At 60.6% G+C, this 15,909-nt stretch carries 16 protein-coding genes and 1 riboswitch; of the genes, 12 read left to right on the top strand and 4 right to left on the bottom strand.

The genetic code is table 11. The features are described from left to right. Positions 1-64 precede the first annotated feature (64 nt). On the top strand, positions 65-1,006 hold the full coding sequence (gene ygfZ, locus ACA055_RS06815) for a CAF17-like 4Fe-4S cluster assembly/insertion protein YgfZ (RefSeq protein ID WP_497682933.1): 942 nt from the start codon (positions 65-67) through the stop codon (positions 1,004-1,006). A gap of 34 nt (positions 1,007-1,040) precedes the next feature. Beyond that, the gene (locus ACA055_RS06810; protein ID WP_497682932.1) at positions 1,041-1,862 is read left to right on the top strand and encodes an HDOD domain-containing protein; all 822 of its coding nucleotides are present in this window, start codon (positions 1,041-1,043) and stop codon (positions 1,860-1,862) included. A gap of 120 nt (positions 1,863-1,982) precedes the next feature. On the opposite strand, the gene ACA055_RS06805 is transcribed toward ACA055_RS06810, so the two are convergent. Then, positions 1,983-3,371: a sensor histidine kinase gene (locus tag ACA055_RS06805; protein ID WP_497682931.1), complete on the bottom strand. Its 1,389-nt coding sequence runs from the start codon at positions 3,369-3,371 to the stop codon at positions 1,983-1,985. Next, positions 3,364-4,035 (bottom strand): response regulator, encoded by a 672-nt coding sequence (locus ACA055_RS06800; protein WP_497682930.1) that lies wholly within the window; start codon positions 4,033-4,035, stop codon positions 3,364-3,366. The genes ACA055_RS06805 and ACA055_RS06800 overlap by 8 nt, the downstream gene beginning before the upstream one ends. Positions 4,036-4,441: 406 nt before the next feature. Between ACA055_RS06800 and ACA055_RS06795 the strand changes: the two genes are divergently transcribed. The 4 genes from ACA055_RS06795 to ACA055_RS06780 are packed head-to-tail and all read left to right on the top strand — an operon-like array spanning position 4,442 to position 8,486. Next, positions 4,442-5,419: a Bug family tripartite tricarboxylate transporter substrate binding protein gene (locus ACA055_RS06795; RefSeq protein ID WP_497682929.1), complete on the top strand. Its 978-nt coding sequence runs from the start codon at positions 4,442-4,444 to the stop codon at positions 5,417-5,419. A 59-nt stretch (positions 5,420-5,478) separates the two neighbouring features. Next, entirely contained in the window at positions 5,479-5,937 is a 459-nt protein-coding gene (locus ACA055_RS06790) for a tripartite tricarboxylate transporter TctB family protein (RefSeq protein ID WP_497682928.1), read from the top strand. A 1-nt stretch (position 5,938) separates the two neighbouring features. Next, the gene (locus ACA055_RS06785; RefSeq protein ID WP_497682927.1) at positions 5,939-7,453 is read left to right on the top strand and encodes a tripartite tricarboxylate transporter permease; all 1,515 of its coding nucleotides are present in this window, start codon (positions 5,939-5,941) and stop codon (positions 7,451-7,453) included. After that, positions 7,446-8,486 carry an AbrB family transcriptional regulator gene (locus ACA055_RS06780; RefSeq protein ID WP_497682926.1) on the top strand — a complete coding sequence of 347 codons (1,041 nt, stop codon included), beginning with the start codon at positions 7,446-7,448 and terminating at the stop codon, positions 8,484-8,486. Before ACA055_RS06785 ends, ACA055_RS06780 begins: the two co-directional genes overlap by 8 nt. A gap of 101 nt (positions 8,487-8,587) precedes the next feature. Here the strand turns inward: ACA055_RS06780 and ung are convergent, their stop codons facing one another. Next, positions 8,588-9,280: a uracil-DNA glycosylase gene (gene ung, locus ACA055_RS06775; protein ID WP_497682925.1), complete on the bottom strand. Its 693-nt coding sequence runs from the start codon at positions 9,278-9,280 to the stop codon at positions 8,588-8,590. Between the two features lie 132 nt (positions 9,281-9,412). Here ung and dspII point away from each other — a divergent pair, with 132 nt between their 5' ends. Beyond that, on the top strand, positions 9,413-10,525 hold the full coding sequence (dspII, locus tag ACA055_RS06770; RefSeq protein WP_497682924.1) for an enoyl-CoA hydratase/isomerase DspII: 1,113 nt from the start codon (positions 9,413-9,415) through the stop codon (positions 10,523-10,525). Between the two features lie 119 nt (positions 10,526-10,644). On the opposite strand, the gene ACA055_RS06765 is transcribed toward dspII, so the two are convergent. After that, a complete protein-coding gene (locus ACA055_RS06765) occupies positions 10,645-11,097 on the bottom strand; it encodes a hypothetical protein (protein WP_497682923.1) in 453 nt (150 codons plus the stop codon). Positions 11,098-11,423: 326 nt separating this feature from the next. Continuing rightward, a riboswitch (guanidine-I (ykkC/yxkD leader) is annotated at positions 11,424-11,524 on the top strand. A 62-nt stretch (positions 11,525-11,586) separates the two neighbouring features. On the opposite strand from ACA055_RS06765, the gene ACA055_RS06760 reads away from it, so the two are divergent. Genes ACA055_RS06760 through ACA055_RS06740 form a run of 5 tightly spaced genes read left to right on the top strand, consistent with a single transcriptional unit; the run spans position 11,587 to position 15,664 of the window. Beyond that, positions 11,587-12,654, top strand: a complete 1,068-nt coding sequence (locus ACA055_RS06760) for a putative urea ABC transporter substrate-binding protein (protein WP_497682922.1) — start codon at positions 11,587-11,589, stop codon at positions 12,652-12,654. 17 nt (positions 12,655-12,671) lie between these two features. Further along, positions 12,672-13,487 carry an ABC transporter permease gene (locus tag ACA055_RS06755; protein ID WP_497682921.1) on the top strand — a complete coding sequence of 272 codons (816 nt, stop codon included), beginning with the start codon at positions 12,672-12,674 and terminating at the stop codon, positions 13,485-13,487. Next, positions 13,484-14,272, top strand: coding sequence for an ABC transporter ATP-binding protein (locus tag ACA055_RS06750; protein WP_497682920.1), 789 nt, complete (start codon positions 13,484-13,486; stop codon positions 14,270-14,272). The genes ACA055_RS06755 and ACA055_RS06750 overlap by 4 nt, the downstream gene beginning before the upstream one ends. Positions 14,273-14,285: 13 nt before the next feature. Continuing rightward, a complete protein-coding gene (locus tag ACA055_RS06745) occupies positions 14,286-15,011 on the top strand; it encodes an urea amidolyase associated protein UAAP1 (RefSeq protein ID WP_497682919.1) in 726 nt (241 codons plus the stop codon). Between the two features lie 11 nt (positions 15,012-15,022). Then, a complete protein-coding gene (locus ACA055_RS06740) occupies positions 15,023-15,664 on the top strand; it encodes an urea amidolyase associated protein UAAP2 (RefSeq protein ID WP_034150081.1) in 642 nt (213 codons plus the stop codon). The last annotated feature ends 245 nt before the right edge of the window (positions 15,665-15,909 follow it).

The raw sequence follows: 15,909 nt of genomic DNA, 5'->3' as shown, positions 1-15,909 counted from the left end.
GAACTACCCATTTCATGGGCGCCCCCTTATGATGTCCCCCAGACTCTTTTACCTGCGATGACCCATGGCCGATTCTGCTTTTTTCTGCACCCTGATTCACGAAGGCGTTCTCGCGGTCCGCGGCGCGGATGCCAGCAAATTCCTGCAAGGCCAATTGACCTGCAACCTTAATTACCTGAGCGATACCCAGGCCAGCCTCGGCGCCCGCTGTACGCAGAAAGGCCGGATGCAGTCGAGTTTCCGCATCCTGCTGCAAGGTGACGGTGTTTTGATGGCCATGGCCACCGAACTGCTGGAGCCACAACTGGCGGACCTGAAAAAATACGCGGTGTTCTCCAAATCCAAATTGACTGATGAAAGCGCCGCGTGGGTCCGCTTCGGCATCGCGCATGGCGATGCTGCATTGATCAGCCTCGGGCTCGAGTTGCCGGCAGACACCGACAGCGTTGCACGCAATGACGACCTGATTGCCATCCGCGTTTCGCCGGACCGCGCCGAACTCTGGGCCGCCGCCGATCAAGCCGAATCCATCAAGGGCAAGTTGTCCGCCCTGTTGGCCGAAGGCGATCTCAATCAATGGCTGCTGGGCCAGATCCGCGCAGGGATCGGCCAGGTCATGCCGAGCACCCGCGAGTTATTCATCCCGCAGATGCTCAACCTGCAAGCCGTCGGTGGCGTGAGCTTCAAAAAGGGTTGCTACACCGGCCAGGAAATCGTCGCGCGCATGCAGTACCTGGGCAAACTCAAGCGTCGCTTGTATCGCCTGAAACTGGATGCCAGCGAATTGCCGGAGCCCGGCACACCGTTGTTTTCCCCAACCCACGGCAGTTCCATCGGCGAAGTGGTGCTTGCTGCCCGCAGCGAGCAAAACATTGAACTGTTGGCCGTGCTGCAAGCCGAAGCTGCTGAGGGTGGCGATATCCATCTGGGCACGCTCGAAGGGCCTGCCCTGCACCTGCTCGACCTGCCTTATCAACTGGATCGCGATCGCGAAATCCAGCGTTGACAGCAGCACTTGTCGCAACACCTAGAGATACGAAATGAGCGAGCTGGCGGATAAGGTCCAACAGGATTTGGTTGAGGCCATCGATAACGATGACCTGGTTCTGCCAACGTTACCGGAAGTGGCCCTGCAGATTCGCAAGGCCGCCGAAGACCCGGAAATCAGTGTCAGCACCCTGAGCAAAGTGATCGGCCGTGATACCGCGCTGTCGGCGCGCCTGATCAAAGTGGTCAATAGCCCGCTGCTGCGCGCGACCCAGGAAGTCACCGACCTGCACACGGCAATCACTCGCCTGGGCGTCAATTACAGCAGCAACCTGGCCATCGGTCTGGTCATGGAACAGATTTTCCATGCCCGCTCCGAAGTGGTGGAACACAAAATGCGCGATGTCTGGCGCAAAAGCCTGGAAATTGCCGGTATCAGCTATGCGTTGTGCCGCAGTTACACGCAACTCAAGCCCGATCAGGCAGCCCTTGGCGGGCTGGTGCATCAGATCGGCGTGCTGCCGATCCTGACCTATGCCGAAGATCACTATGAACTGCTGTCTGACCCGGTCAGCCTCAACCATGTGATCGACCAGATTCATCCGCTGATCGGCGACAAACTGCTCAGGGTCTGGGAATTTCCGGAAATGCTGGTGCAGTTGCCGGGCCTGTATCTGGACTTTAAGCGTGAGTCCGAACGTGTCGACTATGTCGATGTGGTGCAGGTGGCCAGCCTGTATTGCCACAAGGACACCGACCATCCCCTCGGCCGTATTGACGCGTTCAGCGTGCCGGCTTTCAAGAAACTGGGGATTGATCCGCAGAACGAGGTGATGTGTCGTGATCTGGAAGAATCGCGGTCGATGTTTTACTGATCAAGACCGCATCGTTCCATTCGCGAGCAAGCCCGCTCCCACACCTGACCGAGTTCGTCCTGGAGAAACGCGATCAAGTGTGAGAGCGGGCTTGCTCGCGAATAGGCCGGCACGGACACATCACTCTCCGGCAATAAAACTCACCCGCACCTTCAACCCCGCCTGCTCGCCATCGTGCAGGCTGATTTGCGCCAGGTGCGCGCGGCAGATTTCGCCGACAATCGCCAATCCCAATCCCGAGCCGGCGACCTGCTGGTTGCGCCGGTAAAAACGCTCGAACACCCGATCGCGCTCTTCAAGGGGAATCCCCGGGCCGTCGTCCTCGACCTCCAGCACCGCCGGCGCCGTGACGCGCAGAATGACGTTGCCACCGGACGGCGTGTGGGCCAACGCGTTATCCACCAGATTGCTTAGCAGTTCGTTCAACAGCGTCGGCTCACCGCGCAGCCACACCGGTTCGTCCGCTTCCAGCGCCAGTGCCACGCCACGTTTGTGAGCCAGCGGCGCCATGGCCATGCCGAGTTCTCGGGCCAACTGGCTCAGATCGAGCAACTGCGCCCCGCCCTCGGCGATGGCCCGAGCGCCGTTTTCGACGCGTGCCAGGGAAAGCAATTGATTGGCCAGATGGGTCAAGCGATCCGTGCCCTGGGCGGCAGTTTCCAGGGTGCTGCGCCAGGTGTCGGGTTCGGTTGAGCGCAAGCCAAGTTCGAGTCGTGCCTTGAGCGCCGCCAATGGCGTACGCAGTTCATGGGCTGCGTCGGCGATGAATTGCGCCTGACGCTCGAACTGCCCACGCAAGCGCTCGGTAAAGTGATTGAGCGCGCGCACCAAGGGCCACAATTCGTGCTGCACTTCTACCAGCGGCAACGGCCGCAAATCGTCGGACTGCCGCTCTTCCACCGCTGTGCGCAAGCGCTCCAGCGGGCGCAGCGCCGCGCTGACCGCAAACCACACCATCAACAACGCACCCACCGCCAGCATGCCCAGGCGTAACAACGTGTCCGCTGCCAGGCTGCGGGCCATGCTGACCCGCGCTTCATCGGTTTCCGCCACGCGAATTTCCGCCATGCCGTTCATGTTCGGCTCGCTCACGGGCTTGAGCAGGCTGACCACCCGCACGTTCTGCCCCTGATACGTCGCGTTATAAAAACGCGCCAGCGCCGGATAATCATCGGTGCGTGGCGTTCCCGGTGGTGGTGGCGGAAGATTTTCGTAACCAGAAATCAGCTTCTGATTGATGTCGTTGACCAGATAGAAAATCCGCCCGGCGCTGTCGTACGCGAAGGTATCGAGGGCCACGTAAGGCACATCCGCGCTCAGCGAGCCGTCGCGCTGGGAGACACCCGCCGCGATGGTTCGGGCCGAGGCCAGCAAGGTCCGGTCATAGGCAGTGTCGGCGGCTTCGCGACCGTTCCAATACGCGCTCAATCCACTGGCCAGCATCAACACCACCAGCAACAGCGCCAGGTTCCACAGCAACCGCCAGCGCAGGCTGCTGGGCTTATGCATCGCGGCTTTCCAGCAAGTACCCGAGACCACGGAAAGTCACGATGGCGACCGGCTGGCCATCGAGCTTCTTGCGCAGGCGGTGGACGTAGATTTCGATGGCGTCGGGGCTGGCTTCTTCATCCAGGCCGAAGACCTGGGAGGCCAGTTGTTCCTTGCTCATCACCCGACCGGGGCGAGCGATCAGCGCTTCGAGTACGGCCTGTTCGCGGGAGGTCAGGGTCAGCAATTCTTCACCGAGGGTGAAGCGTCGGGTGTCCAGATCGTAAGCCAGTACGCCGCAGGTCTGCAGGCGTTCACCGCCGAGCACACTGCGGCGCAACAAAGCTTTGACCCGGGCTTCGAGTTCGGTCAGTTCGAAAGGTTTGGCCAGGTAGTCGTCGGCGCCGAGATTGAGGCCGTGGACCCGGTCCTTGACGTCGCTGCGGGCGGTCAACATCAACACCGGCAGGTTCTTGCCCCGCGCCCGCAATCGCGCGAGCACTTCGAAACCATCCATGCGCGGCAGGCCGACGTCGAGGATCGCCATGGCGTATTCCTCGCTGCCCAAGGCCAGGTCGGCCGCCACACCATCGTGCAGCACATCCACGGTCAGACCGGTGCTCTTGAGCGCCTGGGCGACACTTTCGGCAAGCTGCAGATGGTCTTCGACGAGCAGAACACGCATGGATCTTTACCTCATTTCAGGGATGGTCGACGCCATTCTTTGGCGCGGAGTTTACAGCCGCTTGTGCCGCTGTGAAGCCCGAAAACCGTGAAAGTCCGCTGAAAGGTTAGTGAAAGGTTCGACCGTTAGAGTCTGCCCACGGATGGTTTCGACTGCAGACCATTCAATCGTAGTTTGAAAAACGGCTTGAACCGTAGTTACCGAAAAACGCCTTGAAGCGTTTTCGCCAATAAGAACAATAAATCGAGGTACTGCACCATGCTGTCCACACAGCTTCAGGCTTGCCCGCACCACCCCTTCTTCCGATTCCCATCGTTTACGCTTGCCAGCGCCAATGCCGGCTGCATGACGCGAAACCGTCGCACCTGAAACATCCCCAACAACAAAAACTCCCGTGGAGACAACAATGAATCGATCACTGCGCCGCTTCGCCCTTGCCGCCGGCTGTGTACTGTTTGCCGGTCAACTGATGGCCGAACCAAAACGCCCGGAATGCATCGCCCCAGCCTCCCCAGGCGGCGGTTTCGACCTGACCTGCAAACTGGTGCAAAGCGCGCTGGTGAATGAAAAACTGCTGACCAAACCGATGCGCGTGACCTACATGCCCGGCGGTGTCGGCGCGGTGGCGTACAACGCGGTGGTCGCTCAGCGTCCGGCCGATGCAGGCACGCTGGTAGCGTGGTCCAGCGGTTCGCTGTTGAACCTGGCCCAAGGCAAGTTCGGTCGTTTCGATGAAAACGCCGTGCGCTGGCTGGCGGCCGTTGGCACCAGCTACGGCGCCATCGCGGTGAAAAGCGATTCGCCTTACAAAACCCTGGACGATCTGGTCAAGGCGCTGAAGAAAGATCCGAGCTCCGTGGTCATCGGTTCCGGCGGCACCGTCGGCAGCCAGGACTGGATGCAAACCGCCCTGATCGCCAAGGCTGCCGGGATCAACCCGCGTGACCTGCGTTACGTCGCCCTCGAAGGCGGCGGCGAGATCGCCACCGCACTGCTTGGCGGCCACATCCAGGTCGGCAGCACTGACATCTCTGACTCCATGCCGCACATCCAGAGCGGTGACATGCGCCTGCTGGCGGTGTTCTCCGAGAAGCGCCTGGAAGAGCCGGAAATGAAAGACATTCCGACGGCCAAAGAGCAAGGCTACGACATCGTCTGGCCAGTGGTTCGCGGTTTCTACCTCGGGCCAAAGGTCAGCGACGAAGACTATGCCTGGTGGAAAGACTCATTCGACAAACTGCTGGCTTCCGAAGAGTTCGCCAAGCTGCGCGATCAGCGTGAACTGTTTCCGTTCGCCATGACCGGCCCGGAACTGGACACCTACGTGAAGAAGCAGGTCGCGGACTACAAAGTGCTGGCCAAAGAGTTCGGCCTGATCCAGTGATCGTCTCTGTCTAGCGGCTGTGGTCCCGCGCTCGCGGGGCCGTGGCACAGGAGTTTTCCATGCTCTTACAACGCATTTTCGCTTCGGTGCTGTTGCTGGCCTGTATCGGCCTGACACTGATGGCGTGGCCGTATCAAGCGGCTTTTTCCTACGAACCGGTCGGCCCCCGAGCCTTTCCGCTGTTGATGCTCGGCCTGATGGGCCTTGGTCTGCTGTACATGGTGTTTCGTCCGACGCCGATTGTGCACAGTGACGATGACCCGAAACTCGACCGCGAAACCCTAACCAAAATCGGCCTCTGCGTGCTGCTGTTGCTGGTGTTCGCCGGGAGCTTCGAACCCCTTGGTTTCATCGTCGCCAGCATTCTGATTGGAATCCCTATGGCACGCCTGTATGGCGGCCGCTGGCTACCCAGCACGGTGATCATCAGCCTGATGGCTATCGGTCTTTATCTGCTGTTCGACAAGGTGATGGACGTGCCACTGCCGCTGGGCGTGCTCGACGTTCTGGAGAACTGATATGGATACTCTTGGCTATTTGGGTCAGGGCTTCGGCGTCGCGCTGAGCCCGTACAACCTGGTGACCGCGCTGTGCGGCACCCTGATCGGCACCGTCGTCGGGCTGTTGCCAGGCTTGGGGCCGATCAACGGCGTGGCGTTGCTGATTCCGATTGCGTTCGCCCTCGGCCTGCCGCCGGAGTCGGCGCTGATCCTGTTGGCGGCGGTGTACCTGGGTTGCGAATACGGCGGCCGGATCAGCTCGATCCTGCTGAACATTCCGGGCGAAGCCTCCACCGTAATGACTACCCTCGACGGCTACCCGATGGCTCGCAAAGGCTTGGCCGGTGTGGCGTTGTCGCTGTCCGCCTGGAGCTCGTTCATCGGCGCGTTCATCGCCACGTGCGGCATGGTGCTGTTCGCCCCGCTGCTGGCGAAATGGGCGATTGCCTTCGGACCGGCGGAATATTTCGTGTTGATGGTGTTTGCGATTGTCTGTCTAGGCGGCATGGCCGGTGATCGCCCGCTGAAGACGTTTATCGCGGCGCTGATCGGTCTGTTTCTGTCGACCGTCGGGATCGATGCCAACAGCGGCGTGTACCGTTTCACCGGGGACAACATCCATTTGACTGACGGCATTCAGTTCGTCGTGTTGGTGTTGGGTCTGTTTTCCATCAGCGAAATTCTCCTGCTGCTGGAGAAAACCCATCGCGGCCAGGAAGCGGTGAAAGCCACCGGCCGCATGATGTTCAACTTCAAGGAAGCGTCTTCGGTGTTCGTGGTGAACATCCGTTGCGGCCTGCTCGGTTTCATCATGGGCGTTCTGCCGGGTGCCGGCGCAACACTGGCCAGTGCCGTGGCCTACATGACCGAAAAACGTATCGCCGGCGCCAATGGCACGTTCGGACAAGGCGACATGCGTGGCCTCGCGGCGCCGGAAACCGCCATCGGCGGCGCAGCCTGCGGTGCCCTGGTGCCGATGCTGACGCTCGGCGTTCCGGGTTCCGGTACCACGGCGGTGATGATCGGCGCGCTCTCGCTGTACAACATCACCCCCGGTCCGCTGTTGTTCCAACAGCAACCAGACATTGTCTGGGGCCTGATCGCTTCGTTGTTCGTCGCCAACATCATGCTGGTGATTCTCAACATCCCGATGATCCGCATCTTCACGCGCATCCTCGCCGTGCCTAACTGGGCGCTGGTGCCGGTGATCGCAATCATTACCGGGATCGGCGTCTACGCGGTGCATGCCACCACCTTCGACCTGTTCCTGATGATCGGCATTGGCATCTTCGGCTACATCCTGCGCAAGCTGGATTTCCCTTTGTCGCCGGTTCTGTTGGGCTTCATCCTTGGTGGCCTGATGGAGCAAAACCTGCGTCGCGCCCTGTCGATTTCCAACGGTGCGCTGGAAATCCTCTGGTCGAGCCCGATCACCTTCGGTGTCTGGGTACTGACCGCAATCATGTTGCTATTGCCGATCCTGCGGATCTGGCGCAAACGTTCGGTCGCCCAACGCGCCATCGCCGATGTCTGATCGAACACCGTTCAAAGACTGGTGGGGAACTCCGCTGGTCGGTCTGCTGGGCGGTTACCTCGCCAGCCAGATCGGCTGGCCACTGCCGTGGATGGTCGGCTCGTTGCTGGCGATCATCCTCGTGCGCTGCTTGACCCCCTGGCAATTGGCGGAAATCCCTGGCGGCCGCAAGTGCGGCCAGTGGATTGTCGGCATCGGCATCGGCCTGCACTTCACTCCGGTGGTGATGGAGCAGGTACTGAGCCACTTCGGTCTGATCTTCTTCGGTGCGTTGGTCACCAGCCTGTCCGCAGTGGTCGGGGTCTGGTTGATGCGACGTACCGGCGAGGATCGCGCCACCGCATTTTTCTCCAGCATGCCCGGCGGTTCCGGGGAGATGGTCAACCTCGGCGCGCGTAATGGCGCGGTGCTCAGTCGCGTGGCGGCGGGGCAAAGTCTGCGGGTGTTGGTGGTGGTGCTCTGTGTGCCGGCGGCATTCAAGTATTTACTGGGCGACGGAGCGCCGGTTTTTCATCCTTCGGCCGTCAACTGGTGGTGGCTGGCCCTTCTATTCCCGGCGGGCGCCTTGGCGGCGTGGCTCTGGGAACGTCTTCGTCAACCCAATCCATGGTTGTTCGGGCCGCTGCTGGTGAGTGCGGCGGTGAGCATCGGTTGGGATCTGCACATCGGTTTGCCCAATGGCGGCAGCCAGATCGGTCAATGGTTGATCGGCAGCGGGTTGGGCTGTCATTTCAATCGGCAGTTTTTCCGTCGCGCCCCGTCGTTCATGGGCCGGACCTTGATCGGGACGGTGTTGACCATGCTGATAGCAACGGCGGCGGCGTTGGGGTTAAGTGCGCTGACCCATCTGGATTTGCGTTCGCTGACGCTGGGCATGATGCCTGGCGGGATTGCGGAGATGAGCCTGACGGCTGAGACCCTGCAATTGTCGGTGCCGCTGGTGACGGCAATGCAGGTGATGCGGTTGTTGTTTGTGTTGTTTCTGGCGGAGCCGTTGTTCAAGTATTGGAATCGAAATCCGGATTCTGTCTGATAGACCGAGGCGACTGCTTCGCGAGCAAGCCCGCTCCCACAGGGTTCGCGTGATCCTTGTGGGAGCGGGCTTGCTCGCGAAGGGGCCCTACCGGTAACCCATCACACCGGCGGCAACCGCCACTCGATCGGCGTCTCGCCATTCTGCTCAAGAAACTTGTTGGTCCGGCTGAAATGCCCGCACCCGAGAAAACCGCGATAAGCAGACAACGGCGACGGATGCACCGACGTCAGCACCAGATGCTTGGTGGCGTCGATCAGTTTCTGTTTGCTCTGCGCATGAGCGCCCCACAGCATGAACACCAGATGCGGTTGCTGTTCACTGACCACTTGAATGATTCGATCCGTGAAAAACTGCCAGCCCTTGTCCTTGTGCGCATTGGCATTGGCGCGCTCCACCGTCATGGTGGTGTTGATCATCAGCACACCCTGGTCGGCCCAGCTTTGCAGGTAGCCGTGACTCGGGATGTCGATGTTCAGGTCGCGTTTCAACTCTTTATAGATGTTCACCAGCGACGGCGGCGCCGGCACCCCCGGTTGCACCGAGAAGCACAAGCCGTGGGCCTGGCCCGGGCCGTGATACGGGTCCTGGCCGAGAATGACGACTTTGACCTTATCCAGCGGCGTGGAATTGAGCGCGTTGAAAATCATTGGTCCCGGCGGATATATTTCCTTTCCCGCAGCGCGCTCCTCTTGCAGGAAGTTGCGCAACTCTGCCATGTAGGGCTGGTCGAATTCGGCACGCAGTGCCTCCTTCCAGCTCGGTTCGAGTTTGATACGGTCGTCAGCAGTCATGGTTACATCCGGCAAAAACAATGGGGCGAACCCTAGGAAAGCTGGCCATGCTTGTCAATTGATCTGACGCAGATCCGGCACTTTCCTGCATAGCGATCATACTGAACGCTCAAATTCCCGATCGAGGTCACGATGAATCTGCACTTCGAAGAACTCACTGGCACCGATGGCGCACGCATCGGCGTCGCCAGCCTGGATGCCGAAAAGTCCCTCAACGCCCTCTCCTTGCCGATGATCAACGCCCTGCGCGATCAACTGGACGTGTGGGCCAAAGAGCCGCAAATCGTTTGTGTGGTGTTGCGCGGTAACGGTGCCAAGGCTTTTTGTGCCGGCGGCGAAGTGCGCAGCCTGGTCGAAGCCTGTCGCGCTCATCCGGGCGAAGTACCGCCCTTGGCCGCGCACTTCTTTGCGGCGGAATATCGCCTGGACTTCAATCTGCACACCTACCCGAAACCGTTGATCTGCTGGGGGCATGGTTATGTGCTGGGCGGAGGCATGGGGCTGCTGCAAGGGGCGAGCATCCGGATTGTCACGCCGAGCAGCCGTTTGGCGATGCCGGAGATCAGCATTGGTCTGTATCCGGATGTCGGCGCCAGTTGGTTTTTGTCGCGGTTGCCCGGCAAGCTCGGAATGTTCCTCGGACTGACCGGCGCCCATATGAACGGTCGCGATGCGATCGATCTGGACCTGGCCGACCGCTTCCTGCTCGATGAACAGCAAGAAGAGCTGATCGAAGGCTTGTTGCAGTTGAACTGGCAGGAACAGACGGCGATGCAGCTCAACAGTCTGCTCAAGGCCTTGCAGCAGGAAGCCGTCGCGCAGATGCCCGAAGCGCAGTGGCTGCCGCGACGCCAGCAAATCGACGAGCTGCTGGATGTCAGTGATGTGCGCTGCGCCTGGAAGGCCATCAGTCAGCTGCGCGACAACACGGATCTGCTACTCAGCCGTGCCGCGAAAACCATGAGCGAAGGCTCGCCCGTGACCGCTCATCTGGTGTGGGAACAAATCATCCGCGCCCGGCACCTGTCGCTCGCACAAGTCTTTCAGATGGAATACACCATTAGCCTCAATTGCTGTCGTCACCCGGAGTTCAGCGAAGGGGTGCGTGCGCGGTTGATCGACAAGGACCAGAAACCCCGCTGGCACTGGCCGGACATCAACAACGTGCCGGACGCCGTGGTGGAGGCGCATTTCCACAAGGTCTGGGAAGGTCGGCATCCGCTGGCTGATCTGTCGGAATACTGAACAAAACTGTGGGAGCGGGCTTGCTCGCGAAAAGGGCGTGTCAGGCGACATAACGTTGTCTGACACGCCCTCTTCGCGAGCAAGCCCGCTCCCACATGATTTAGCTTTATTGATTGGTTTTAGCGGTGGCCGCCTCGGCCATTGTTATCGCCACGACCGTTGTGGTCGCCTCGTCCGCCATGATTGTTGCGTCCACCTCGATAGTCTTTGTTCCCACCGTTACGGTTACGACTGTCCCAACTGCCACGGCTATGACCATCCCAACCGCGATTCTGATGGGCCCGGTAGTCGGCTCGTGGCGACGGCTGGTAGTAACGCGGGGCCGGTTGATAAACCCGCGGCTGGTGGTAATACCGCGGCGTTGGCTGGTAATACCGGGCAGGTGGCGAGTAATACCTGCGCGGCGCCGTGTAATAACCGCCATCGGAGTAATAAGACCCGCCACCGGAGTAGTACGGCGCAGGGGATGTGTAAACGTCGGAACGGTAGTAACTGGCTCCTCCATCGGAATAGGGCACGCACGCACCAAGAGACAATCCCAATACAGCAATCAGAAGAATTCGACAGAGCATGGCGGCCTCCTGGACCGCGAGTGAGCCACACCAGCGACGCTGGCAGGCGACAGTCAATTATTCGGTGACTGTCGAAAGATCAGACATCGATTTCGAAATCTGGTGCGCCCTCGCAACAAGTTGAAACATGTAGCCGATGAAAGGTTTTTCATCTTTCTCACGTCCCATTGCGGTGCACTTGCGCACCACGACAAGGCAACCGCGCCGCCCCTTCTCCTCGAACCAAACCCGCAACCCCTATGCCAGAGCGCTCCGGGAGACTTGGCACGGCTCTCGCTTTAACAAAGTCGTGCAGGAGTCATCACAGGTTCGCGGCACCACAATTTGCAATGGCTGACTAGGGTTCCGGCTCGCTAAGGCGAGTGGCTGGTCCGAGAGTTGGCGACCTCCAGTTGAGGTTACACGGCGGGACAAAAGCCCGGGAGACAAGCCACCGTTCGCGGTGCCGCGTTGACTCCTGCCCGCCCTTGATCAACTGGAGAACCACCCATGCTCAAGCTTCGTTTACCCGCCCTGCTCGCCGCTGCTTTCGCAGCCTTCGTAAGCGTCTCATCCCAAGCCGCCCAGAAAGACCACTTCAGCGTCTGCTGGACCATCTACGCCGGTTGGATGCCGTGGGAATACGCCGGCAGCCAAGGCATCGTCGACAAATGGGCGAAGAAGTACGGCATCACAATTGATGTGGTGCAGCTCAATGACTACGTCGAATCCATCAACCAATACACCGCCGGCCAGTTCGACGGTTGCACCATGACCAACATGGATGCGCTGACCATTCCGGCGGCCGGTGGCGTCGACAGTACCGCGCTGATCGTCAGCGACTTCTCCAACGGCAATGACGGCATCGTGCTCAAGGGCGCAGGCAAGAAAGTCACCGACCTGAAAGGCATGGACGTCAATCTGGTGGAGCTGTCGGTTTCCCATTACCTGCTGGCCCGCGCCCTGGATTCGGTGGACCTCACCGAGAAAGACCTGAAAGTGGTCAACACCTCCGACGCCGATATCTCGGCGGCCTTCAACACCGATCAGGTCAATGCTGTCACCACCTGGAACCCGATGCTCTCGGACATCAAGGCCAAGCCTGCCGTGACCGAAGTGTTCAACTCCAGCCAGATCCCCGGCGAAATCATGGACATGATGGTGGTTAACAGCGCCACCCTCAAAGACAACCCGGCCCTGGGCAAAGCGCTGACCGGTGCGTGGTTCGAAGTGGTCGAGTTGATGAACGCGAAAAACGCCGCGAGCAAAGCCGCCCTGGAACACATGGCCAAAGCTTCTGGCACCGATCTGGCCGGTTTCCAGGCGCAACTGGATACCACCAAACTGTTCGCCACCCCCAAGGAAGCCCTGGCGTTCTCCACCAGCAAGCAACTGCCGGAAACCATGCGCAAAGTCGCCGAGTTCTCGTTCCAGCACGGCTTGCTGGGCGAAGGCGCCAAGGACACCAGCGCCGTCGGCATGGCCTTCGCCAATGGCGTGACCAGCGGCGACAAGAACAACCTCAAGCTGCGCTTCGACCCAAGCTACGTGCAGATGGCTGCCGACTCCACGTTGTAACAACGGAGGACCAGGACATGCGCCTGATCAATCGCCACCCGGATCGCCCGAGTCGCCTGCTGTTGGTGATCCTGCCATTTGCCTTGGTGCTGTTGGCCTATTTCATGGGTTCGGCCGAACGGCTGACGGAAAACCCAAACGACAAGCTGCTGCCGAGCGCCGTGCAGATGACCGACGCGGTGAAACGCCTGGCCTTCAACGCCGACAGTCGCACCGGCGAATACCTGCTCTGGCAAGACACCGCATCCAGCCTGCGACGCTTGGCCATTGGCCTGGGCATCAGCGCGTTGGCCGGGCTGTGCCTGGGCATGGCCGCTGGCACCCTGCCGCTGTTCGGTGCGCCGTTGTCGCCGCTGCTGACGGTACTGTCGATGGTGCCGCCGCTGGCGATCCTGCCGATTCTGTTCATCGTGTTCGGGCTGGGGGAATTGTCGAAGGTGATGCTGATCGTGATCGGCATCACCCCGTGCCTGGCCCGCGATCTGGAACAACGCGCCCGGGAAATACCGGTCGAGTTGCTGATCAAGGCCCAGACCCTCGGCGCGTCGACCTGGACGTTGATGCTGCGTGTGGTATTGCCGCAATTGCTGCCGCGTCTGCTGATCTCGCTGCGGCTGATGCTCGGCTCGGCGTGGTTGTTCCTGATTGCCGCCGAGGCTATCGCTTCCACCGACGGCCTCGGTTACCGGATCTTCCTCGTGCGCCGCTACCTGGCGATGGACGTGATCTTGCCATACGTGGTGTGGATCACCCTGCTCGCCTGGTTGATGGACTGGGGTCTCAAGCGCCTGACCCAACGGGCCTTTCCTTGGTACGAAGGAGCCCGCGCATGAGCTTCATTACGGTTAAAAACGTCTGGCAGCAATACGCCGACCAGGTGGTGCTCGAAGGCCTGAATCTGAACGTCAACGAAGGTGAGTTTTGTACCTTGGTCGGCGCGTCGGGTTGCGGCAAGTCGACCTTCCTGCGCCTGTTGCTCGGCCAGGAACGGGCCAGTCGCGGTGAGATTCTGCTCGACGGCCAAGCCTTGGCCGGCGAACCGGATTCCAGCCGTGGCGTGGTGTTCCAGCGCTACTCGGTGTTCCCGCACCTGACCGTGCTGGATAACGTCGCCCTCGGCCTCGAACTGCCCCGCTCGCCGCTGCTTGGACGGTTGTTCGGCAGCGCCAAACGCGAGGCACGGGAACAGGCTTCGGTGCTGCTGCACAAAGTCGGTCTGGGCCACTCGCTGGACAAGTACCCGGCGCAACTCTCCGGCGGCATGCAGCAACGACTGGCCATCGCCCAGGCGTTGATCATGAAGCCGCGAGTATTGCTGCTCGACGAACCGTTCGGCGCGCTCGATCCGGGCATCCGCAAGGACATGCACGGCTTGTTGCTGGAGCTGTGGCGCGAGACGCAACTGACGGTGTTCATGGTCACCCACGACCTGTCCGAAGGTTTCAGCCTCGGCACGCGTCTGCTGGTGTTCGACAAAGTCCGCGTCGACCCGCACGCCCCCGGCGCCTATGGCGCCCGCATCACCTACGACATCCCTTTGAACAGCGACCGCCGCGCCCACCGTGCCGCCGTCGATGCCTTGCCGGCTCAGCTGGCAGGCACGCTTCGCACCGCTTAAGAGGATTTTGCACATGACTGATTCGATCCAATTGTTCCCGCCCTTCGCCGAAGAAATGCTCCCCGGCGGCGGTCATCGTTCCTTCGTTTTGAAACGCGGCCAATTGCTGCGCCTGACCGACCTGCGCGGTGGCGCCAACGTCAGCCTGACGCTGCTCAACGCCAATGAAAAAACCGAACGCCTGAACCTGCCCGACAGCCTCAAATGCCAACACACCGCCAAGCTCACCAGCGGCCATTGCCTGTACTCGGACATGGGCCGGGTGCTGGCGGCAATCACCGCCGACACCTGCGGCTGGAGCGACAGCCTTGGCGGTGTGCTCTGCGCTGAAGAAGTCGCGGAAAAATACGGCGCAGGCCGCTACCAGGAACTGCGTAACGGCTTCTTCCGCAACGGCACCGACAACCTGTTGGTGGAACTGGGCAAGTGGAGTTTGGGCCTGTCGGATTTGCTGATGACCCTGAACCTGTTCAGTCGGGTGAACGTCGATGAGGCCGGGCGGTTCCACTTCGTCGAAGGCAATTCCAGGGCCGGTGATTACATCGAACTTTACGCACCGATGGACACGCTGGTGGTGCTCACCGCCCTTCAACATCCGATGGACCCGTCGCCGGAATACGCACCCAAACCCCTGAAGCTCAGCTGGATGAACGCCGACGCCAGCGTCGCCGAACACTGCCGCACATCGCGCCCGGAAAACGAGCGCGGCTTCATCAACACCGACCGTTTGTTCGCCTGAGGATCGCTGCCATGTCACTCGCAATCGTCACTGCTGAAAAGCAGCCAGAAACCGCGATCTACCGCGCCACCATTCCCGCCGGCGAACCCTGGCTGATGGAGGTCAAGGCCGGCCAGACCCTGCGCATCCTCGATCTCGAAGGCAACCAGGCCGTCGATACCTTGTTCTACAGCGTCGCCAACCCGAAGGAACGCTATGACGTGCAACGCACCTTGCGTCGGCAGAACAGCGTGTACCTGAGCACCGGCAGCGTGCTGTATTCCAACCTCGGCAAACCGATGCTGACCATCGTCGCCGACACCTGCGGCCGTCACGACACCCTCGGCGGCGCCTGCGCCCAAGAGAGCAACACCGTGCGCTACGCCCTGGAGAAACGCTACATGCACAGCTGCCGCGACAACTACCTGCGCGCCTGCGTCCACGACGGACGACTGGGCAAAGGAGACATCGGGCCGAACATCAATTTCTTCATGAATGTGCCGGTCACCGCTGACGGCGGGCTGACCTTCGAAGACGGGATTTCCGCGCCGGGCAAATACGTGGATCTGCGGGCCGAGATGGACGTGATCGTGCTGATCTCCAACTGCCCGCAACTGAACAACCCGTGCAACGCCTACAACCCAACTCCTGCGGAGCTGCTGGTATGGAACTGAAATTTTCGCGGTTGCGTAGATGGTTATTTGCCCTGTGCCAGGCCCGTTCAGGCCAGTGCCTCAAAAAGTAAAAACACCACAATCCAATGTGGGAGCGGGCTTGCTCGCGAAGAGGCCGTCACATCCAGCATTGATGTCGACTGACACTCCGCTTTCGCGAGCAAGCCCGCTCCCACAGGGGTTCAGTGGTGTTCTGAAGTGAACTGATTTTGCCGCCCGGGACGACCTCGGCGCCTATCGAAAAA

The organism is Pseudomonas sp. LBUM1657, assembly GCF_059716075.1.
Note: the sequence above shows the minus strand (reverse complement) of the source record. Positions and strands in the feature narration are given on the sequence as shown.